13 protein-coding genes are annotated in these 21912 nt (G+C 57.8%); 5 read left to right on the top strand and 8 right to left on the bottom strand.

Going from position 1 to position 21912, the window contains the following annotated elements; all coding sequences use genetic code 11:
* Positions 1-21 precede the first annotated feature (21 nt).
* From KI792_02740 to KI792_02730, 3 genes are all read right to left on the bottom strand, one after another.
* Positions 22-891: a polyprenyl synthetase family protein gene (locus KI792_02740; protein MBV6631933.1), complete on the bottom strand. Its 870-nt coding sequence runs from the start codon at positions 889-891 to the stop codon at positions 22-24.
* Between the two features lie 173 nt (positions 892-1064).
* On the bottom strand, positions 1065-1814 hold the full coding sequence (locus tag KI792_02735) for a bacteriorhodopsin (protein ID MBV6631932.1): 750 nt from the start codon (positions 1812-1814) through the stop codon (positions 1065-1067).
* Between the two features lie 418 nt (positions 1815-2232).
* Positions 2233-3183, bottom strand: coding sequence for a LysR family transcriptional regulator (locus KI792_02730; protein MBV6631931.1), 951 nt, complete (start codon positions 3181-3183; stop codon positions 2233-2235).
* Between the two features lie 225 nt (positions 3184-3408).
* On the opposite strand from KI792_02730, the gene KI792_02725 reads away from it, so the two are divergent.
* The 4 genes from KI792_02725 to KI792_02710 all read left to right on the top strand — a co-directional run bounded on the left by KI792_02725 (position 3409) and on the right by KI792_02710 (position 9432).
* Complete coding sequence (locus KI792_02725; protein MBV6631930.1) at positions 3409-4113, top strand: hydrolase; 705 nt, start codon at positions 3409-3411, stop codon at positions 4111-4113.
* 125 nt (positions 4114-4238) lie between these two features.
* Positions 4239-6035, top strand: a complete 1797-nt coding sequence (locus KI792_02720; protein ID MBV6631929.1) for an amidohydrolase — start codon at positions 4239-4241, stop codon at positions 6033-6035.
* A 70-nt stretch (positions 6036-6105) separates the two neighbouring features.
* Positions 6106-7806, top strand: coding sequence for an amidohydrolase (locus tag KI792_02715; protein ID MBV6631928.1), 1701 nt, complete (start codon positions 6106-6108; stop codon positions 7804-7806).
* Between the two features lie 9 nt (positions 7807-7815).
* The gene (locus tag KI792_02710) at positions 7816-9432 is read left to right on the top strand and encodes an MFS transporter (GenBank protein ID MBV6631927.1); all 1617 of its coding nucleotides are present in this window, start codon (positions 7816-7818) and stop codon (positions 9430-9432) included.
* Between the two features lie 26 nt (positions 9433-9458).
* Here KI792_02710 and KI792_02705 read toward each other — a convergent pair whose 3' ends face one another.
* Positions 9459-16727 carry a DUF4347 domain-containing protein gene (locus KI792_02705; GenBank protein MBV6631926.1) on the bottom strand — a complete coding sequence of 2423 codons (7269 nt, stop codon included), beginning with the start codon at positions 16725-16727 and terminating at the stop codon, positions 9459-9461.
* Between the two features lie 268 nt (positions 16728-16995).
* Here KI792_02705 and KI792_02700 point away from each other — a divergent pair, with 268 nt between their 5' ends.
* Positions 16996-17640, top strand: a complete 645-nt coding sequence (locus tag KI792_02700; protein MBV6631925.1) for an N-acetyltransferase — start codon at positions 16996-16998, stop codon at positions 17638-17640.
* Position 17641: 1 nt separating this feature from the next.
* Here the strand turns inward: KI792_02700 and KI792_02695 are convergent, their stop codons facing one another.
* The 4 genes from KI792_02695 to KI792_02680 all read right to left on the bottom strand — a co-directional run bounded on the left by KI792_02695 (position 17642) and on the right by KI792_02680 (position 21908).
* On the bottom strand, positions 17642-18643 hold the full coding sequence (locus KI792_02695) for an asparaginase (protein MBV6631924.1): 1002 nt from the start codon (positions 18641-18643) through the stop codon (positions 17642-17644).
* Positions 18644-18660: 17 nt separating this feature from the next.
* Positions 18661-19839, bottom strand: a complete 1179-nt coding sequence (locus tag KI792_02690) for a PLP-dependent transferase (GenBank protein MBV6631923.1) — start codon at positions 19837-19839, stop codon at positions 18661-18663.
* Positions 19840-19866: 27 nt separating this feature from the next.
* Positions 19867-21276 carry a pyridoxal-phosphate dependent enzyme gene (locus KI792_02685; GenBank protein MBV6631922.1) on the bottom strand — a complete coding sequence of 470 codons (1410 nt, stop codon included), beginning with the start codon at positions 21274-21276 and terminating at the stop codon, positions 19867-19869.
* A gap of 161 nt (positions 21277-21437) precedes the next feature.
* On the bottom strand, positions 21438-21908 hold the full coding sequence (locus tag KI792_02680; protein MBV6631921.1) for a hypothetical protein: 471 nt from the start codon (positions 21906-21908) through the stop codon (positions 21438-21440).
* Positions 21909-21912 lie beyond the last annotated feature (4 nt).

Here is a 21912-nt window from a genome sequence, read left to right as displayed (position 1 = left end):
GGTTCCCCAATGATTTCCGGATCACGGGGCATCGGCGAGAAGATCCTTAAGCTTTGCCTCTAACCGGTCAGCAAGGCTGGCCAGTACTGCACCGCAATCGCCATGCAACATCGCGGCTTGGCGTCTGGCGAAATCTAGGTGCTGTCGCGTCGTGGTCGCGGCTTCTTGGATTGCGATGCCAATGTTGTTCTCATGGCCTTCCGCCAGAACCCAAACGCCATTCATGGCGCCCTGTTCCGCATCCTCGGCAATGTCACCGAGATCATCGACCAGCTGATAGGCGATGGCGATAGACCTAACCGCTTGGTTCAAGACCTCAACCGATTGCAGCTGACCCGCAATCACCAAGCTCAACTCGATCGGTAGGCCAAGCAGCGGGCCAGACTTCTCTGAGGCGATCGTCTCGTAAAGGGTGAAGTCATCGAGCTTTTGGCCGCGCTGCTCAATGTCGGCGGTCTGACCATTGATGGTTCTGGCAACCGCCTGATAGGTGCGTTGTAGCAACTGACCGAGGCCACCCTGCACATCAACATGGGCAAGCGCCGCATAAGCAGCCGAGAGCATAAGATCACCAGCACACAAGGCATGCTCGGCGCCATGGGTGGCCCAAAGTGATGGACGATTTCGGCGCTCTAAGTCCTGATCCTGAATATCATCATGGACGAGCGACGCGTTGTGTAAGAGCTCACAGCAAGCCGCGACGGCGACTGCGCTTTGCTCATCAATCTGAAGTTTCTGGCCGGCATCTAGGGCCATTAGGGCGCGTATACGTTTGCCACCGGCGGCAAAGTGTTCGCGGACCGCTTCCGCGGTTGTGGTGGATCCAGCGGAGGCAGTGGTTGCCAGATCCAACATCAGTGCTTCAACCTCGCGCAGCATTTGCTGCAGCATCGCCGGGTGCGAAGAGGCCAACTCCCGATTTGATAATGTTGATTGCATAAATTTCACCGGCGGATACCCGTAGGATTTAAGCGAGCTACGGCGGCGCTGATCATCAACGCCGCCGCAACCAAACTCACTTTAACAAGCGAGATCCAAGCTTACTCAGCGGCAGCCGGAGCTACTTAGTGGCCACCATCATGCGCGGACTTACGAACCGCAATCATGTAGATCAGGACACCAAAGCCAGCCTTGGAAACGATGTCAGCAATGGTGTAGCCGACTTCCACAACCGTGGTTGCGGTCGCGCCATCAAGGCCGATTGCACCGGCGAAGAAGACAACCGGATAGAAGCTCCAAGACAGAACCAAAATCCAACGGGCGGAGTTCACAAGCCCGCGCACATCTTCTGGCTGGCTACCGATTGAATCCCGCAGACCCGTGAACAGTGAGAACACGATGTACAGGAATGGGATCATGGACAGACCACCCCAGAGCCAGCGATCACCAGCGGAGGCCGCAACCTCACCTGGATAACCAAGGATAATCATGAGAGCTGCAGCTGCACCAAGCTTGGTTGCCTTTGAGAACGTCTCTGAGCGGGAGAGGTTCATCACGAGGATAAGCTCAATCAGCAGAAGCGGAACGGTCAGCAACCAGTCGACATACCGATAGGCCGCGTTGAACGCATAACCCGTCGCTTCAATGGTGCCGTTATTGACCTCGAAAGCTGCTTCCCAGCTTTGGAAAATACGAAGGTAGTGATACGCCGCAATAAAGGTCACCAGACCGGTAATGGTCATGGCCGTCTTATAGGCCGGGGCAACCTGGCTTCGGCCAAACCAAAAGAACAAGGTCGCGGCCGCCATTGTGGCAAAGGTAAATGAGAAAGCGTTGTAGATAAGGTCGTATTGACCGACCGAAATTGATTCCATGTGATCCTCCCTGCGGTCTTGGCGGCCGCAGAATTAGTTTAGTTACTCCTTTTAATTACTAGTACTGACCGGCGATTAGATCATTTGCCTGCGTATGAAAAAACTGGGAAAAACGTGCAAAGAAACCTATAAGCATCTAATTTTATTGAATTAATTAGAGTGAAATATTTTTATAGATTGGCATTAACACAGCCAAAACGACTACCAAATACACAAATATTTTACAGAAGAAAGGTCGCTGCAATGCAGCATTTATTTGCCAAATAGCAAAATTTGGTAATTTTTCAATTCTTGCTTATAGAATTTATTGCACTGCACTATGTATTTTCTACCAGACTACTTGAAAACGGTTCTCATCGAATTCTTGTACGTCACAAACGACCCGTCCCTAGTGGGCAGGGCTGCCTTTAAAGGCAGCCTAACTGGCGACAATGCCAGCCAAGAACTCATCACGGATGCGGAGGTTTTCAGCACTCTCGCCTTCCAGCCAATTCATGAAGGTTTGCAGGCATTCCCGGTCGGCAAATTCGCGCGGGCAAACGACGTAATAGTCACTGCCGGTTTCCAGGACCGGCCCAAACGGACAGACCAGTAGCCCCGCCCGGATGTCATCAATCGCTAAGCCCAAGCGACCCAACAAAACCCCTGCGCCGGAGATTGCAGCATTTAGGGCAAGATCGGCGGCACCGACAAACCGGGTGCCATGCCCAGCATTTCGAGGGTCCAACCCCACCTCTGCAAACCAATCATCCCAGGTCGGCATTGTTGCCACCACATGGGAGTGGCTGAGGTCATGGATCAGCGGTGCCCGCATGATGTCGGCGGGCTTCTCCAGATCTAATTGCTGCACTAGCCCTGGGCTGGCCAAGGGCAGCACAAGCTCTGAGCACAGTTTTCGGAAATAGAGTTCTTCACCCGGCTCTCGGCCACAGCGCACCGCCACACTAGGTCCGCCATCCCCCAACGGCACCACATCATAATGGGCCATGATTTGCGGTGTTAGCTCGGGGTACTGCTCACTGAACTTATGAATGCGACGGCTCAACCATTTTGAGGCAATGGCCGGGGATGTTGCGATGGCAAGTTCTGGGGACTGGCTCTGCAGCAACTGCTCAACCGTGTCCCGCATCTGAAAGAATGCCTGACTCAACCCCTGGCTAAGCTTTGCACCATCTGGGGTTAAGGACACGGCGCGGGCACCGCGATTGAATAGATTTACCTGCAGATCCTCCTCCAGCGTTTTGATCTGCTGACTAATCGCTGCCGGGGTCACCGATAGCTCGGCAGCGGCCTCTTTGAACGACCCCAACCGGGCGGCCGCTTCAAAAGCGCGAAGAGATGACAGGGGTGGCAGGCGACGAAACGGCATAAGGCAAAAGTGTAGCTGGAGGGACAGTTAAGCTGAACTTACCTCAGAAGTTAGAACTCCTCATTTGTCGAAGAATAGGTGTGCACCCATTTGACGCCGCGTAACGAGATCCCGAACACCAACATCTAAAACAGAATTTCAGCTTTGTTTTCAAAATATTGAGATGAGAGCCGATCACCGGCGCACCGTTTGAGAGTTGGTTCCCACAGCGAAGGCGAGGAACAAATGAGCAAGAAATTAGAAGTACTAACCCCAGAGAATTCACAGCTGATCTTTATCGATCAGCAGCCGCAGATGGCGTTTGGCGTGCAATCCATCGACCGCCAGACCCTAAAGAACAATGTGGTAGGCCTGGCCAAGGCGGCGAAGATCTTCAACGTTCCAACCACCATCACCACGGTTGAGACCGATAGCTTCTCCGGCCACACCTTCCCTGAGCTGCTTGATGTGTTTCCCGATGCGCCATTGCTTGAGCGTACCTCCATGAACTCCTGGGATGATCAGAAGGTTCGCGATGCCCTGGCCGAGAATGGCCGTAAGAAGGTCATCGTCTCTGGCCTATGGACTGAGGTGTGCAACACCACCTTTGCCCTCTCAGCGGCACTTGAAGGTGGGTATGAGATTTACATGGTCGCGGACGCTTCCGGCGGCACCTCGGTTGATGCCCATAACTACGCGATGGATCGGATGACCCAGGCTGGCATCGTGCCAATGACCTGGCAGCAGGTCCTGCTTGAGTGGCAGCGTGATTGGGCCCGCCGCGACACCTATGATGCGGTCATCGGCCTGGTTCAGGAGCACTCTGGTGCCTATGGCATGGGCGTCGATTACGCCTACACCATGGTTCACAAGAATGCTGAACGGGCGAAGCATGGTGAGACCCTGGCCCCAGTGCCAGCCCCGATCACGCCATCTGTAGCCGCAGAGTAATGACCTAAAGGGATGGGGGTGCCAAAGCCCCCATCCACCCGTTTCACCAACGCTTACCGTCGGTTGTGCTGTTTGCCCCTAGGCAAGCAACCCCACCGCTCGGCCTGATCAAAGGGGAGCAAGCCATGGACACGCCCGTGAACACATCTATGAACCGCCGCCATATGATGGCTGGCCTCTCCACCCTCATTGCCGCATCGGGCGCACCGCTTGCCTATGCGCAAAGTGGTGGTGCCGACCTCGTTCTACTGAATGGTCGCATCACAACCATGGATCCGGAAAAGCCGGACGCGACCGCGCTCGCCGCCCGTGATGGCCGGTTCATTGCCGTTGGTTCTGATGATCAGATGCAAAGCTTGATTGGCCCGTTCACCCAGGTGATCAATGCCCGGGGCCAGCGGGTGATCCCCGGCCTCAATGACAGCCACACCCATGCGATCCGTGGTGCGGTAAACTACAACCTCGAGGTTCGCTGGGACGGTGTTGATAGCCTGGAAGAAGCGCTGCACCTGCTGCGTGTGCAAGCCGAGCGCACACCCGAGGGCCAGTTTATCCGGGTTGCTGGTGGTTTCTCTGAGTTCCAGTTTAAGGAAAAACGGCTGCCAACCATCGCTGAGTTGGATGCGGTTGCGCCCAACCATCCGGTTCTGATCCACCACCTCTATAAGCTGACGCTGCTCAATACCAAGGCGGTAGAATGGTATGGCTACGACACGCCTGGTCACCCTGAGTATCCAGGCGGGATTATTGAGAAGGATGCGGGCGGCAATGCCACCGGCCGCCTACTCGCCGCCCCCTCGGGCCTGGTCATGTACAAGACCCTAGCCGCGGCGCCGAAGCTCTCCATCCGTGATCAGATCAATAGCTCACTCCAATACTTTGACGAGCTGAATAGCCTCGGCATCACCTCGGTCTCTGACGCCGGTGGCGGCGGGATGGAGTTCCCGGATGCTGATCCCTACAAGGTCATCCGCTGGATGCATGGCGAGGATCTGCTGACCACCCGTATCGGCTATCACTCCTTCCCCCAGCATAAGGGGCAAGAGCCCGACGACTACAAGCGCTGGACCGCCGATACCCGCGCGGGAACCGGCGATGACATGCTGAAGTTTGTCGGTGCCGGTGAGAACCTTGCCTGGGCGTCCTACGACTTTGAAATCTTCGCCGACGCACGGCCGGATATCGACCGAAATGCGGAGGAGTACCAACACCAGGTCATGACCGTACTGGGTGAAGGTGGTTGGCCATTCCGCCAACACATCACCTATGAGGAAACCGGTGATCGCCTGCTGCCCGTCTATGAGGATGTGGCCAAGGGCGCCGGCCTAACCCCAGGTTGGTTCGTTGATCATGTGGAGACCTTCAGCCAACGGAACCTGGAGCGGATTGCCAATCTGGGCGGCGGTATTGCGCTTCAAAACCGCATCCAATTCCAGGCAGAGGACTTCGTCGCCAATTACGGTGCGGAGGCACTTAAGAAGACACCGAACTTCCGTGCCATCCTTGATCTCGGCGTGCCGGTTGGTGGCGGTACCGATGCCACTCGCGTGACCTCGTTCAACCCTTGGTACTCAATCCAATGGATGACCACCGGTCTCTCACGCGGCGGCCTCAACATGTATGACGACGCCAACCTGCTAACCCGTGAAGAAGCCTTGCGCATCTGGACCACCGGCTCGGCCTGGTTCACCGGCGATGCGGGCAATAAGGGCGCGATCCAGGCCGGACAGCTGGCCGACTTCTCTGTCCTCGACCGGGATTACTTCACCGTGACAGATGCCGAGATTGCCCGTCTGCAGTCTGAGCTGACCGTCGTTGGTGGTGAGGTGGTCTATGGCGCCGGTGCTTTTGCCCGGGAAGACCTGAAGCATATCCCGGCAGTCAGCCCGGATTGGTCGCCCGTCATCATGCAACAAGGCTAACCAACAGTTAGGGGCGCGGCATCGGCTGCGCCCCTCTTCCCACGATGATCGCCGATAAGAGCTAAACCCTATGGAACCGACCCTTATCCTGCGCAATGGCCGTGTCACCACCTTCGACCCAGACAAACCGGAGGCCGAGGCAGTCGCTATCCGCGATGGCAACATTCTGTCGGTCGGGACCGATGCTGAGATCATGGCCAATGCTGGGGAGGCAGAGGTTATCGATCTCGATGGCCGCCGCGTTATCCCAGGGCTAATCGATAGCCACACCCACATCATCCGCCAGGGCAATAACTTTGCGATGGAGTTGCGCTGGGACCATGTGCCGTCGCTCGCCGATGGCCTGGCCATGTTGAAACAACAGGCAGAACGAACACCAGCCGGCCAATGGATAAGAGTAGTCGGCGGCTGGTCAGCCGATCAGTTCGCTGAAAAACGCCTACCCACCCTGGATGAGATCAATGCCGTGGCACCGGATGTCCCGGTCTATGTGCTGCACCTCTATGATCGCGCCTGGTTGAATAAGGCTGCTTTACGCGCGCTGGGCATCGACAAACATTTCTATGAACCCTTCGTCTCCGGCAGGTTGGAGCGGGATGATGACGGCAACCCCACCGGACTTGCCATGGCCCGGCCGAATGCACAGCCGCTCTATGCCCTGCTCGACATGGCGCCCAAGCTCGATTTTGAACAGCAAGTGCTATCGACCAAGCACTACTTCCGCGCACTAAACGGTCTGGGGCTAACCTCAGCCTTGGATTGCGCTGGCGGCTTCCTCAACTACCCGGATGATTACGGTGTGATCACCGAGCTAAACCGACGCGGCGAGCAAACCGTCCGCATCGGTTATCAACTCTTTGCGCAACGCCCAATGTTTGAGCTTGATGACTTCAAACGCTGGCATGACATCGTCAAACCCGATGAAGGCAACGAGTACTTAAAGTGTGTTGGGGCGGGCGAGATGCTGGTCGCCTCCGCCTATGATTTTGAGGACTTCTCATACCCGCGTCCAGACTTGCCCAAGCGGATGGAGGGGGACCTCCGCCCCGTTCTGGAGTTCCTGCTAGAGAACCGTTGGCCGATCCGCTTCCACTGCACCTATGAGGAAAGCGCGCAACGACTGCTGACTGTGTTGGAAGAGGTTGGCCGCGATAAGGGCCTCGAAGAACTGAACTGGATCTTCGACCATGGTGAAACGATCACCGAGAGCACGATGGAATGGGTTGCGCGACTAGGTGGCGGTATCTCTTACCAGAACCGGATTGCGTTCCAGGCAACCGCCTATCGGGATCGCTATGGTGAGCAGGCCCTGCGGGAGGTGATGCCGGTGCAAAAGATGATGGCATCCGGCGTGCCGCTGGCCGCTGGCACTGATGCGACCCGTGTCTCTTCCTACAATCCGTGGTTGGCTATTCACTGGGCCGTCTCAGGCAAGGGACGCGGTGGTGATGTCATCTGGGCCAAGGACAACACCTTGAGCCGTGAAGACGCCCTCCGCCACTGGACCGCCGCCGGTGCCTGGTTCAGCCGCGAGCAAAGCATCAAGGGCCAGATTAAGGCGGGGCAGTTTGCCGATATCGCTGTGCTGGATCGTGATTACTTCGCAGTTACCGAAGATGAGATTGCGGATATCACCGCCGACCTCACCTTAACCGGCGGTAAGGTGGTTCATGCCAAGGACGGGCTGAAGGCCCATGGGCCGGAGGCGCTGGGTGAACTCCCCGACTGGTCACCAATCAACGCCTTTGGCGCGCCGGGCGCTGCGGCCTAAGGTGACATGATGAACGCAACCTCTAAAGCAGCATCAGACGGCGCCACTAAAGCGACAAGCAACAGCGCCTGGGCACCGTTTGGCGAACGCGCCTTCGCTGTCCTATGGGTCGCCACGGTCGTTTCCAACATCGGCACCTGGATGCATGATGTTGGCGCGGCCTGGTTGATGACAGAGTTATCGCCCTCCCCGGCCATTGTCTCCTTGGTACAGGCGGCGACGACGCTGCCGGTCTTCCTATTCGCCGTTTTGGCCGGTGCGGTTGCCGATATCTGTGATCGCCGCCGGTTGCTGATCGTTGTTAACATTCTGATGGCCATCACGGTGGCGATCTTTACCGGGCTAGTTGCAGCCGGTTTGGTAACGCCCGTTGTGCTGCTGGTCTTTACCTTCCTGCTGGGCACCGGTGCGGCCTTCATGGCGCCAGCCTGGCAAGCGATCGTGCCTAGCCTGGTTTCACGCGACAGCTTACCGGCCGCCGTTTCCCTTAACTCCGTTGGCATCAATGTCAGCCGGGCAATTGGCCCTGCCTTAGCGGGCATTCTCATCGTCTCCGTCGGGATTACGGCGCCCTTTGCCCTTAACTTCATCTCAACAATCGGCATCGTTGTTGCGCTGATTTGGTGGCGCCCACCGCCGGTGAAGCAAAGCAAGCTGCCGCCTGAGCATATTCTGGGCGCTATGGGCGCCGGTCTTCGCTATGCCCGGCATAGCGCGCCATTGAAACAGACATTGGTGCGAGCCGTTGGCTTCTTCCTGTTCGCCAGCGCCTATTGGGCCATGCTGCCGCTTATCGCACGGGATGTGCTGCAAGGCGGTGCCACGCTCTACGGCATCCTAATGGGGTGTGTTGGCGCTGGCGCGGTGGCCGGGGCCATGGTGATGCCGCCCATTCGTAAGAAGCTGGGCGCTGATAAGACGGTCGCCGCTGGCTCTATCGGCACGGCCTTGGTGCTCGCCATTTTTGCTGTTGTACCCAATCAAATCCTGGCGGCTCTCGCGGCAGGGTTAGCCGGGGCAAGCTGGATTGCCGTGCTCTCCACCCTCAATGTCTCGGCGCAAACGTCGCTGCCCAATTGGGTGCGTGCCCGAGGGCTGTCGGTGTTCCTGATGGTATTCTTCGGCACCATGGCGCTCGGCTCGATCCTCTGGGGTCAGGTTGCCAGCTTCTATGATGTCAGTACTGCCATGCTGATCGCCGCCGCCGGCCTTGTGCTCGCCATTCCGGTTACTTGGCGGGCGAAGCTGGGCACTGGCGCTGGCACGGACTTCACCCCCTCCATGCATTGGCCAACGCCAGTACACGTAGATGAGGCCGACCATCACCAACCGGTGACGATCACAGCCACCTATCGCGTATCCGATGACAACCAGGATGCGTTCTTAGACCAAGTACAGAAGCTGAAGCATATCCGTCAGGGATATGGCGCCTATGGCTGGCATATCCTGCAAGATGCGGATGATCCAACCGTGTTCGTGGAGAGCTGGTCCGAGAGCTCATGGACTGAGCATCTACGCCATCATGAGCGGGTATCGGTTGCCGATCAGGCGGTGCAGGAGGCCGTGGCCGCCCTAACCATTGACGGTCAGGGCGCCACCATCGCGCACCTAATCCAGAAGCGCTGACACGCGGGTAAGGGCGAGGGCCGCCCCTATCCAAACACCACATCATTGATGCTGGTCACACCGATTAGCAGCAGCGTTGCGCCAGCTTCGTTTTGGATCAGCAGGCCCTCATTGGTCAGCGTCACGGTATCAGCGGCATCGAAGCCGTTTCCGATGATCACATCACCCGTGCCGCCGTCATAGTCGGTGATAACAGACGCACCGCTATTGGTACCAAAGTCGAAACTGTCGGCGCCCGGACCACCGGTTAGGGTGTCATCACCAACGCCCCCGACTAAGGTATCGGCACCTTCGCCACCGCTGACCTGATCATTGCCCTGACCGCCGAACAGAAGGTCGGCGCCACGATTGCCAAACAGCTGATCCTCACCCTGGTTGCCATAGACGATGTCATTGCCTTGGCCACCGAAGGCAACATCATTGCCGGTACCAGCGATAACCGTGTCCTGCCCCTCATTGCCATAAACGGCATCGTCGCCGGGACCACCATTCACAAGGTCATCGCCGCGATTACCGAAGAGCAGATCATTATCGGCACCACCACCGACAAAGTCGTCGTCCTGCCCGCCATAGAGGGTGTCCTGACCATTGGCGCCTTCGAGACTGTCCTGCCCCTGATTGCCGTAAACAAGATCGGCAAAGATGCTGTCACCGGCAGTATCGTTGCCGCCCTCAAGGCTGATTGGCACGTTAGGCAGCTGGCTTAGATCAACGAAATCCGAGCCTGATGTCACCACAGACTCCGGTGACGCACCGCCACCACTGCTTGGCACCGTAACGGTGGCGGTGACGGAGGCCACCTCACTCGTATTGCCGGTTGGGTCGGTGATGGTCACATCAAAGCCGCCGGCTGACGCAACATCGCCGGTGAATTGCAGGTTCTGCAGGAAGGCCGTCTGGGTCGCCCGGGTCGCCGCCACGGTGTTGAGCGCCAGTGTTAGGGCGTTCGTGCCCTGGCCATCCGCTGTCACGGTGGCAATTGCCAGGCCACCAACAAAGATCGTGTCACCAAGGGTGATGACGGCATCAGCTGTGCCCACCGTCGTGCCAGAGGTCGCGGTAGTGCCGTCCAGCGAGAAATCGCCGCTGATCGTACCGGTGCGCGCAATGTTGAGCGTGCCACCAGTGAAGTCATTGGTGTCGGTATCGCCAACCGCCACATCGGCATCGAACTGGGTCAGCACACCCACATTCGATGAGATACTGCCGCCGTCCAGGTTGATCAGGGTTGGGCGGTCGGTGACGTTAACGGTGAAGGTGTCACTGTCGGTGTCCGTGCCATCATTGGTCAGCACCGTCACCGTCTGGGCGAAGGCAGCATCAACCGCCGGGGTGTAGACCAGATTACCAAGGGTCGTGTTCACGTCGGCGACCGAACCGACCAGCTGGATTGAGTTCGTGTTGTCACCCGTGATGGTCGCAGCACCGGTCGTGGAGAAGGTGCCATCGCCACTGGTGACAGAGACGGTGGTTGTTACGGTGCCACCATCGGCATCGGCAACGCTGATGCCTGGAATGGCGAGCGCCGTGCCATCCACGGCGGCTTGCGCCCCCGGCACAGTGTTCACCGGCAGGGCATTCACATTGATGGTGAAGCTAGACGTGAGGGAGGTGGCGCCCGTGCCATCAGCGATGGTCACGTCGAAGCCCTGGGCACCTGGTGCCGTGCTGGTATAGGTCAGCTCTTGCAGCACCGTGGACAGCCGCGCCGGGGTGGCGTTGGCGTTCAGGGTCACCTGAAGATCTTCGGTCCCTTGCCCCGTGTTACTGGCGACCAGCGTGCCAATGGCCGTGCCACTAACCGAGAGGGTTGCACCAGCGCTGAAGCCGGGGCTCACGGTTACAGAAGTACCGTCGAGGCCAAAATCACCGGCGAGCCCACCCTGCCGGGCAATGGTCAGCGTGCCGGTGTTGAAATCGGCTGAGTCCGCATCGGTGACGGCGGCATTGCCCCCCACATCCACATTCGCGGTACCACCATTGGCGAGGGTCAGGCTGTCGCCATCCAGGCCAGCAATGACCGGCGGGTTCGGTGTCACGGATAGGCTGAAGCTACCGGTAACATCCTGATCACCACCGCCGACAACACCATCATTGTCATTCAGCGTGAGATCAAAGGCGCGGGTATCAATCACGCTTGGCGCGTCAAAGGTCAGATTGCGGATCAGTGCTTGGATCGCCACATCATCCGCACCAGCCGTGTTGAAGTTGATGGTCAGATCATTCCCGCCCTGGCCATCATCGGTGACATTGACGGTACCGATCGCGACGCTGCTAACTGAAATCACCTCACCCGCAGAGATCGTTGCGTCACCGCCAGAGGTGACAGTGGTGCCATCCGCGCCCCAGCTGCCATTCGTCGTGCCGGAGGTCTGCGCAATGGTGAGAAAGCCACCATTGTGGTCATCGGAATCCGGGTTGCTAACCGTCGCATCATCGAGGCCGACAAGGTTGCCCGGGCCAGTGCCAGCAACAACCTGTGAGCTGGTATCGCCGAACACACCACCGATCACTGGTGGATCATTCACCCCAACCACCGTCACGGTTGATACGGTGTTTGGTGCTGCCGTCGCGTCACCTGAATTCGCCGTGCCACCATCATCGATCAGCTCAGTGATCGTCACTACGCGGTTGCCCAGGGTGGTTGGGTCATCCGATGTGTTTTGATAGGTCAGCGTATCAATCAGCGTACCCATCTGTGCGCTGGACAGTGAGGCACCCGTCACCTGAACCGTCGCGGTCGTGCCAGCAACGCTAACATTGGCGGTCAGGCTGTTCGTTGCTGTGGTGACGCTGTTGCCATTGGTGAGGGCGACATTCGAGCCATCAAAGCTCAAAATCTCATTGGCGCCGTCATTCACATTAGTGACCGTAAGCGTGATGCTGGTGAAGTTCTGGCCAGTCTCGACCGTGCTTGCCGTGACTGTGTTGAACAGATCTTGGGCACCGCCATCCTCCGTGAAGGTCGGGTTACCGCCAGTGGCAATCAGGGTCGGCTCATCGTTTACATCGGTGAGGCTAACCACCACCTGGTTGGTACCAGTCGACGGAGCAGTTCCATCATTAAACGTATAATCCAACGTGACATTGGCTGGCTGGTTATCACTCGTGTTCTGATAACGAACCGCCTGCAGCACCTCATCAGCCAGGGCAGAGGTTGGGATGGTGCCGGTATTGGTAAAGGTGACGGTGAGTGTACCGGTCGTGCTGGTGAAGGTGGCGATGGTATTGCCGCCCGCCTGGATGTTGCCGCTTGAGACAGTGAGGTTGCCACCGGTGACAAAGCTGAACACATCGTCACCGTCCGCACCGCCATTGCGTGCGACGGTGAAGCTAGCGCCGTCATAGTTGCCAACCCCTGTGTTAAGCGCATCAAGCTCCGTATCCGACACCGTCGCATCGGTATCGAGCAGGACGGCAGCCGCGCCCTCGATATAGCTTGGCGTACCATCAACACCGGCCAAAACAGGCGGGAAATTAGCCGTCGTAAAATCGATGGTGGTGTCGCTGCCATCATTACTAACACCAATATCGAGGCTGGCACCCGGCGTATTACTAAGGTTGATCTGAACCTCAAACCCGTTGCCCGTATTCCCGTCAGTATCGATCCGCAGAACGTCGTTACTGCCGTTGAAGCTGACTTCTGACGAGCCGAGTGCAAAACCAGTCAGGATAACGGTATCACCGGCCTCAAGATCGGCAATGGTATCACCATTGAGGTCGCTGTCGCTGCCGGTGAAGGTGTCATTGTCGAACCCACCGGTCATGACATCGGCACCGCTGCCGGGGGCAATCAGATCAGCTTGATTGTTGCCGTTGATCGTATCGGCACCAGCACCACCGTAGATGGTATCGGTACCCGCACCACCAAAGAGTGTGTCTGAACCCGCCGAGCCATTGATGACCTGGTTACCGGCGGCACCAGTGATGTTGAAGGCGTCGCTGCCGGTATCGGCGGCGGTCAGTGTCTTATTGTTAACAATGCTCGCTGATGCCTGAATGATCTCCGTGCCACCGCTGGTGGTCGAGAGCGTCTCAATGGCACCAAGATTGGTATTGGTGATCGTCCCGCTATTGGTCAGGTTGATCGCATTGGTACCGGTCGCCGTGATCGTGCCGGTAAAGGCATTCAGTTGCGCCACGGTCATGGAAACACTGGCGCCAGAGGCGATGGTCAGGTTTTCAATATTGCTAAGCGTGGCACCACTGACATCGGTGCCATTGACGACTGACAGCGTGTCATTGGTGAAGCCATTGCCAATAAGGCGACCGGTGAAGGCGCCGGTGCCAAGGCTGAACGTTACCGCATCATTGGCGGCGAATGCGGTGACATCAGTGTCGCTGCCATTGATCGTGATGGTCCGTGTGTTGGTACTGTCATCCCCGACGGAGAATTCCTCAACATCGGCGAGCGTGGTGAAGTCGCCATCGCCGCTGACATTGACAAACTGCGGGCCAACATTGGCGGTCACCGTGCCGGTAAAGGAAGCCAACTGTGCGGCCGTCATGCTGACGGTGGCGCCATTGGTCAGCGTCACATTCTCAATATTAGTGAGGGTGGCACCGGTAATGGACGCGCCATTACCAAGGGTGACGGTGTCATTGACCGTTCCGTTGCCAACCAGGGTGCCGGTGAAGGTCAGGGTACCAATGTCAAAATTGATGGCATCATTGCCGGTGGTCGCGGAGACGCTAGCATTGGCTGATGCAACCGTGATGGTCCGCGTGTTGGTCGTGTCATCGGCAACAGAGTAGACCTCAACATTGGCGAGGGTGGTGAAATCACCATCGGCATTAACATTGATCTGTTCGGAGCCTGCAGCCGTGATCGTACCCGTGAAGCCGGCTAGCTGTGCTGCGTTGAGCGTTACCGTCGCACCGGTGGCCAGGGTCAGGTCTTCGATATTGTTGAGCGTTGCGCTTGAGACAAAGGCACCGTCAGCGAGCGAGAGAACATCGTTAACCGTCCCCTCACCGGTCAGCGTGCCGCCATAAGTAATTGAACCAATGGCAAAGGTGATCGCATCGGTCGCTGAGGTTGCCGAGACATTAACGCTTATCTGATCAACCGTGATGGTACGGGTGTTTGTGCTGTCATCACCAACGGAGAAGCTCTCGATATCAGCCACGGTGGTGAAATCGCCATCGCCGCTGAGATTGACCTGTTGCGTGCCTGTTGCGGTTACGCCGCCGGTGAATGAATTCAGCTGCGCCACCGTCATACTGACGGTCGCGCCACTCGCGATTGTTAGGTTCTCAATATTGGTCAGCGTTGCGCCGGTGATGTTGGCGCCATTGCCAAGCAACACCGTGTCATTCACCGTGCCGTCACCGATCAGGGTGCCGGTGAAGGCTAGCGTGCCGACATCGAATGTGACCGCATCGGTTCCTGAAGTGGCCGAGACATTCGTCCCCGCCTCCGCGACCGTAATGGTGCGGGTGTTGGTGCTGTCATCACCAACAGAGAAATCCTCAACATTGGCGAGCGTGGTGAAGTTGCCATCGCCCACCACATTGATGGTCTCGCTGCCTGCCGCCGTAATGGTGCCCGAGAAGATGCCGAGCTGGGAGGCGCCAAAGGTGAAGGTGCCACCGCTTGCCAGCGTCAGGTTCTCAAAATTACTGACCGTCGCCCCACTTAGATCGACACCAGTAACCAACACCAGCGTGTCGCTGCCCGCCTGACCGTTAAAGGTGGACCCGGATCCATGGCTCGCATTGGCAACGGTCAGCGTTTCATTGGCAGTGTCAAAGATGATGCCGGGGGAGAGGTTGGCGCCGGTATTGGTATTGGCACCGGCCGCGGTCGTGCTGGCTGATGTGCCGTTGTTCAGCGTGACCGACACCTGGTTGGTGCCAATGCTGTCATCGGTACCGTCATTGAAGGTGTAGTCGAGCACCGCCGAGCCAAAGGGTGACGGGTTGGTATTGCTGTAAAGAATGCGCTGCACCACCTGATCGACCAGGGCAGAGGTCGCCGTGGTGCCAGAGCTGGTGAAGTTAACGGTAAGCGTGCCACCAGAGTTGGTGAAGGTGGCAAAGGTCAGGCCACCGCTTTGCAGATTGCCGCCGCTAACCGTGAATAACGGGCCGCTCTCACTGAAGCTGAAGCTATCGTCGGTATTGGCGCCGCCATTACGCTCAACGGTCAGGGTTGCCCCGTTGTAATCCCCGGCCGTGCTGAGGGCATCCAGCTCGGTATCCGACACCGTCGCATCAGCGTCCAAGAGGACCGGCACACCCTCATTGTAAACAACAGTGCCGCCTAACCCGGTGAACACTGGCTCACTGTTGGGAATGCCTAGACTAGAGACAACCAAGTCATCGAAATGAGCGTAAGCGCCAATGCTACCGGTGACGGTAAAGCTCGTAATGCCGGTAAAGCCGCCAGCTGTGGCCAGATCTATAGACTGTGTTCCGTTAGACGGCACAGATCCTGAGGTATAGTTGCCACCAGCGTTGCTGGTGAATGTGAATGTCTGGGGTGCCAGAAAGTTCAATATAGAGAGCGAGGAAATGTCGAATTGATACCCGCCAGAAAAAGAGAAAGTTACCGACGTTTCTCCACTAGATGAATAGGCATACCCATTCGTGGGATCTGCATAAATACGCGTATTGCGTACCGCGCCGTCGACTACCAGGGTATATCCACCATTAGTGTAGGTAGCATTGACCGATCCATCGCCACCGCCACTGCCGGCATTGGACGCGGTGGCAAACGCAATAGTTCCCGGTATCGGCAGCAGGCTCGACATCGACGCAAACACGCTTGGCGCAATGGCGGCCTCGGCATCCACATCACCAACGGTAATTTCCAGCTCACCATCACCGCCCAGATGGGCCGCACCGGTTAGGTCATCGGAGGCGGCGACATCAACATTGGCGCCCTCGCTGATGATGGTCAGCAGCTCCTGGCCAGAACCATCCCCGCCAACCTCACAGCCATAGAGAAAGACATCACCACCATCGACCATGGCGGCATCCAGATTGGCGAGCAGGCCGCCATTGGCCTGAAGGGCAGCGGCATCGACCAGCGTGTCGCCCAGCTGGATCGCACCCGCCTCACCGTGGGAGACGACGTGCAAGCTCTCAAGCCCGCTATAGTCGCCCAAGATTCGATCCAGCTCGGCCAGGCCATCGCTACCAGCGGGGATTTCGACGATCGCCACATCTGCTGATTGCTGGGCATAGAACAGATGCTTATCCGGCGCCGCGCTATCGATAACGATCAGCTCTTTAACGGATGAAGAGCCTTGGGTTACACGCAGATCGGCGGGCGGGGTGATCATGTTCATTTTGGGCACCTTAAGCGATGGCGACACAGCTTGCTTAGCCAACGGCCAAGTGGGGATTTTGCTGTTTTGATTCTGGGCCTCGGGAACCAAAGCGATTGGGCGTCGGTATAGCCCTTAATCGCGGAAGCCACAATGTGGGTAACTAGGGCGTGTCGGGGCATGCCTAACGCGCGGTAAATATGGCCCGCATGCGCTTTTATGCTGAGGGCTTTCATTGTTGCCGCCCTTAATACCATTAAGAGAAGATTAATGATCATTAGAGCAGACCGTGACGCAATCTGACTTCGCGCCCATCCCGCTTCGGCCCGGCCAAGCGATGACAGCAAACCAAGCCACCGGCAACGGCGGCCAGGACCAATCCATGCCAGAAATTATTGGTACGCAGGACGACCTCGCCATCCGGCATGAGGCGCCAACCGATTGGCCGGTTATTGCCCAGCTAAACCGCGATGCGTTTGGTGGGGATTTTGAGGTAACGCTGGTCCAGGACCTCCGCCAGGACGGCCTGATCGCGGCTGCTTACGTTGTCATCGCCGAACAACAGATTGTTGGTCATGCCATCTTTAGCCACCTGCCGGTTAAATTGGATGACCGCCCGGTGAAAAGCCTCGCCCTCGGCCCGATCTCAGTGCGGGAAGACTACCGCAGCAAGGGTGTCGGCAAGTTCCTGATCAATACGGGCCTTCAGGCCGCACAGGCCCAGGGCACCAAAGCCGTGTTCGTCCTCGGTGATCCCGCCTATTACGGTCGCTTTGGCTTCAACGCTCATCTCGCATCCCACCTCAACGCACCGTTTGAGGAAGATAGCTTCATGGCGTTGGAGATAGTTGATGGCGCCCTGGACGGTGATCGTGGCGTGGTTACCTATCCCGATGCTTGGGGCCTAAACACGCCTGGCTCAATCAGCCTTTGACCTAGCTGGCGACCACCACCTCAATCCGACCGATTTGATCACCCCGCGCATTTGTCAGGGCACGGGTCGCTGGCTTCCAATGCTTGGCCAGCTCTGCATCCGTTAGGTCCAGCACGCCCTCATTAGCTAATAACTCGGCCATGGCCTGCTCCGCCGCCCGCTGCCCACCATCTAATGCCTTGGTCGCCAGGGCCACACCAGTTGATGGAATCAGGGCGGCCTGCACCCCCTCCGCACCGCATTTGGATAGGATCTGACTATTGGTCGCCAGCATGACGGCGGTATCAAACCGATCAGCGCCGGCAATAAGGTCAGGTCGTTTAGCCCAGGCATCGAGCAGGCGACCACAGGCATCCGCCATATCATCGGGTGGTGCGTTCAGCCTGGCATAGCCAATGGCCAGGGCGGAAAGGTGCATCGCATAATTCGGCACGGCGCAGCCATCAGCCGCCCAAGGGGCCGCGCCCAAATCCACATCCAAAAACCGCTCTGCGATCTCTCGTGTCTTCACCTGAACCGGGTGATCGTAATCTTCATAGTCCGGCGCAGCACCGAGATGCTTCATCAGGGCCAACATGCCCGTATGCTTGCCAGAGCAGTTGTTATGCCGCGCCGTTGGCTCACCACCGCTGCGATAAACATCGGCGGTTGCCTTAGTGCCCATTGGTATATGGCTGCCGCAATGCAGGTCCTGTTCAGTAAGTGACAACTGATCCAGCCAGGCGGTTACTGCCTCCACATGGCGCGCCTCACCATTATGGGACGCCATGGCCAGGGCAAGCTGATGCGTCTGCAGATCAAACGCATCGGCGGCACCCAAGGCAATAACCGTCAGGGCCTGAAATGGCTTAAAGGCAGAGCGTGGGAACACCGGATGGGAAACATCGCCCCATCGGGCCTGCACCCCGTCCGTAGTGGCGCGAACGGCCACCACCTCATGGGTGCTCTCAACCGTGTCACCGCGGGTATAGTGGACCTGGATCGGTCCATACTCTGTGGCCATGGCTTAGCGGACCGGCCTTAGGCGAGCGCCTGGGCCAGATCAGCCTTCAGATCATCAATATCCTCAACACCAACGGACAGCCGGATCAGGGTATCGCTGATGCCGAGCTCGGCCCGTTGCGCGGGTGGGATTGAGGCATGGGTCATAATCGCCGGATGCTCAATCAGGCTCTCAACACCGCCAAGGCTCTCAGCAAGAGCAAAGACCTCCACCCGCTCTAAGAACCGGCGGGCATCATCGAGGTCGCCCTTGATGAAGCAGGTGATCATCCCGCCACCGGCCGGCATCTGCCGTTGCGCCAGCTCATATTGCGGGTGGGATTTGAGACCCGGATAGATCACCCGTTCGATCTTGTCATGGGCTTCCAAGAACGCCGCGATCTCGCCGGCGCTTTGGCAATGCCGCTCCATCCGCAGATGCAGGGTCTTCAAGCCACGCAGGGCAAGGAAGGCATCAAAGGGACCCTGCACAGCACCAACCGCGTTCTGCAGAAACGCAATCTGATCGGCGAGTTCCTGGTCCTTACCAACCACCAGAATACCGCCCACCATATCGGAGTGACCGTTTAGGTATTTGGTGGCGGAGTGCATGACCATATCGATGCCGAACTCTAGCGGGCGCTGAACCCAAGAGCTGGCAAAGGTGTTATCGGCGCAGGTCAGAATGCCCTTGGATTTCGCCAGCTGGGCAACCGCTTCCAGATCGACCAATTTCAGCATTGGGTTGGTCGGTGTCTCAATCCAGATCAGCTTGGTATTGTCCTGGATCGCCGCCTCAACTGCCGCCAGGTCGCCCAGATCAACGAAGGTAAAGCTGAGGCCAGCGGTGCGGCTGCGCACCTTGTCAAACAGACGGAAGGTGCCGCCATAGACATCATCCATAACGATGATGTGGCTGCCTTGGTCAAACACCTCAAGCAGGGTCGCGGTCGCGGCTAGTCCGGAGGCAAAAGCAAAGCCGCGAATGCCCCCCTCAAGATCGGCGATGCAGCCCTCATAGGCAGCGCGGGTTGGGTTATGGGTGCGGCTATACTCATAGCCCTTATGAACGCCGGGGCTCTCCTGCACATAGGTGGAGGTGGCGTAGATCGGCGTCATGATCGCGCCAGTGGTTGGGTCTGGCCGTTGGCCCGCATGAATGGCACGGGTGCCAAAGCCAGCGCGGTTGCCGCGCTTGGTGTCAACGCTGTCAGGCATTGTTCTTATCTTTCGTGTCAGTTGCGCTTACGCATTCACCTTGCGGCGCAGATGGTTCAGCAGATCAATTCGTGTGATCAGGCCTAAGAACTGGTCACCATCCATCACGATCGCAACCTTATCGGCATCGAAAATCGGCAAAAGATCGGTAATGGGGGAGCGAACCGGCACGGTTTCCAGCTTACCCGTCATGGCAGCGGCTACAGGATCACTGAACCGTTTCTCATCCCGCTCCACATGGAGCAGCAGGTCACTCTCATCCAAAATACCGGTCAGGGTGCCGGTCTCGTCCATCACGGGGAGTTGCGAGACGTCGTACATCTTCATCCGGCCCATCGCCATTAACAGCGTGTCCTTAGGACCGATGGTGACGGCACTGCCCTGATCGTGGCGGTAGGCAATCAGATCGCGCAGATCATTGGCGACCTCACGTTGCTTAAAGCCCTGATCATAGAGCCACAGGTCATTGAACACCTTGGTCAGGTACTTGTTCCCGCTGTCACAGACAAAGGTGCAAACCCGCTTTGGCTCGGTCTGCTCCCGGCAATAGCGAAGGGCGGCGGCGATCAGTGTGCCGCTTGAAGAGCCAGCGAGAATGCCCTCTTTCTCAAGCAGTTCACGGGCGACGGCCATCGCCTCGGAATCATGGATGGTGTAGGCGTCATCGGCGAGCGACATATCGCAAACCGGTGGGATGAAATCCTCACCGATCCCCTCAACAGTCCAGCTGCCAACCTCGGTCAGCAGCTCACCCGTTTTGACGTAATGCGCGACGATGGAACCAACGGGGTCGGCCACGATCATCTGGGTCTTGGGCGAAACACGCTTGAAGTAGCGGCCCAAGCCGGTGAGCGTGCCGCCAGAGCCAACGCCACAGATCATGGCGTCGATATCGCCGTCCATCTGCTGGAAAATCTCGGGCCCCGTGGTGTCCTCATGGGCCTGCGGGTTTGCGTCATTGCCGAACTGGTTCACATAGAACGCCCCGGTTTCCTCCGCAATGCGGGCGGCAATGTCCTGGTAGTATTCGGGGTGCCCCTTACCCACGTCTGAACGGGTTAGTCGCACATCGGCGCCCATGGCCTTTAGGTGGAAAATCTTCTCCCGCGCCATCTTATCCGGCACGACGATGATCATCTTATAGCCACGCTGCAGGGCGACCAGCGCCAGGCCGAGGCCGGTGTTACCCGCCGTTGCCTCAACCAAGGTGCCGCCCGGCTTCAGCGCGCCAGAGGCCTCAGCGTCGGCAATCATGGATAGGCCGATACGGTCCTTGATCGAACCGCCGGGATTTTGGCTATCCAGCTTGAGGAACAGCTCACACGGGCCGGTGTCGAGGTTGCTTACTTTGAGCATCGGCGTATTGCCGATCATCTCAAGCACGGACGTAACCGGTGCCGGGGCATTCACACCGGACGTGGAGGACATATCGTTCATTGTTCCTTACCTCTAGGCTTAGCCATGACCTGCAAATCAATGCAGCGTCTTACCGCGAGACGAGGCCGAGCGAAAGAGGCGACAACAAACAACAACCCAGCTGCGTGGTTAGATCAGCCCGGTCACAAAGCTTTAAAGTAGGTCGAACAACCCGTTACGGGTCAGCGCATCTGACGGTGTAGTGGACCGTTGATGATCAAGCCGGCGTACTCAGTATCGGCTTTCTGAGCCAGCTCATCACGCTGATAGCGGGCCGAATAACCTTCATTGCCGCTACCCAGCGCTTCAAGCGCGGTATCGTAATTCGCCTTGGCAAAGGTTGAGAAAGACGCGGCACCGTCCTTGGGTTCCATCTTCAAGGCGCCATCAAGCTCGCGATGGGTGGCCTGTAATAGTGTCTGCGTGCCCTGTGGCAGTGGTGACCCAGCCTTACGCTGATCACGCAGAACCTCGGCAATGTCATCGCGCATTTTCATCGCGTTCTCGGTGAAAGTATCTGCCGGGGATGAGGACATGCTGCGCGCACCGGTGATGTAGCCAATTGTGCGCAAAACCACCTCATCTTGGCGATCAGAGGCTTCCTGCCTGGCTGAGGCTCGTGCATCCCGTGCAGCGTACTGTTTCGCAAACATTTTT

Source organism: Alphaproteobacteria bacterium SS10 (assembly GCA_019192455.1).
Classification (GTDB): Bacteria; Pseudomonadota; Alphaproteobacteria; order TMED2; family TMED2; genus TMED2.
Note: the sequence above shows the minus strand (reverse complement) of the source record. Positions and strands in the feature narration are given on the sequence as shown.

Excerpts from the sequence above, each read along its gene's own strand:
- KI792_02705 (MBV6631926.1), bottom strand. The coding sequence starts at position 16,727 with ATGAACATGATCACCCCGCCCGCCGATCTGCGTGTAACCCAAGGCTCT.
- KI792_02680 (MBV6631921.1), bottom strand. The coding sequence starts at position 21,908 with ATGTTTGCGAAACAGTACGCTGCACGGGATGCACGAGCCTCAGCCAGG.
- KI792_02740 (MBV6631933.1), bottom strand. The coding sequence starts at position 891 with ATGCTGCAGCAAATGCTGCGCGAGGTTGAAGCACTGATGTTGGATCTG.
- KI792_02715 (MBV6631928.1), top strand. The coding sequence starts at position 6,106 with ATGGAACCGACCCTTATCCTGCGCAATGGCCGTGTCACCACCTTCGAC.
- KI792_02730 (MBV6631931.1), bottom strand. The coding sequence starts at position 3,183 with ATGCCGTTTCGTCGCCTGCCACCCCTGTCATCTCTTCGCGCTTTTGAA.
- KI792_02685 (MBV6631922.1), bottom strand. The coding sequence starts at position 21,276 with ATGAACGATATGTCCTCCACGTCCGGTGTGAATGCCCCGGCACCGGTT.
- KI792_02720 (MBV6631929.1), top strand. The coding sequence starts at position 4,239 with ATGGACACGCCCGTGAACACATCTATGAACCGCCGCCATATGATGGCT.
- KI792_02710 (MBV6631927.1), top strand. The coding sequence starts at position 7,816 with ATGAACGCAACCTCTAAAGCAGCATCAGACGGCGCCACTAAAGCGACA.
- KI792_02695 (MBV6631924.1), bottom strand. The coding sequence starts at position 18,643 with ATGGCCACAGAGTATGGACCGATCCAGGTCCACTATACCCGCGGTGAC.
- KI792_02725 (MBV6631930.1), top strand. The coding sequence starts at position 3,409 with ATGAGCAAGAAATTAGAAGTACTAACCCCAGAGAATTCACAGCTGATC.
- KI792_02690 (MBV6631923.1), bottom strand. The coding sequence starts at position 19,839 with ATGCCTGACAGCGTTGACACCAAGCGCGGCAACCGCGCTGGCTTTGGC.
- KI792_02735 (MBV6631932.1), bottom strand. The coding sequence starts at position 1,814 with ATGGAATCAATTTCGGTCGGTCAATACGACCTTATCTACAACGCTTTC.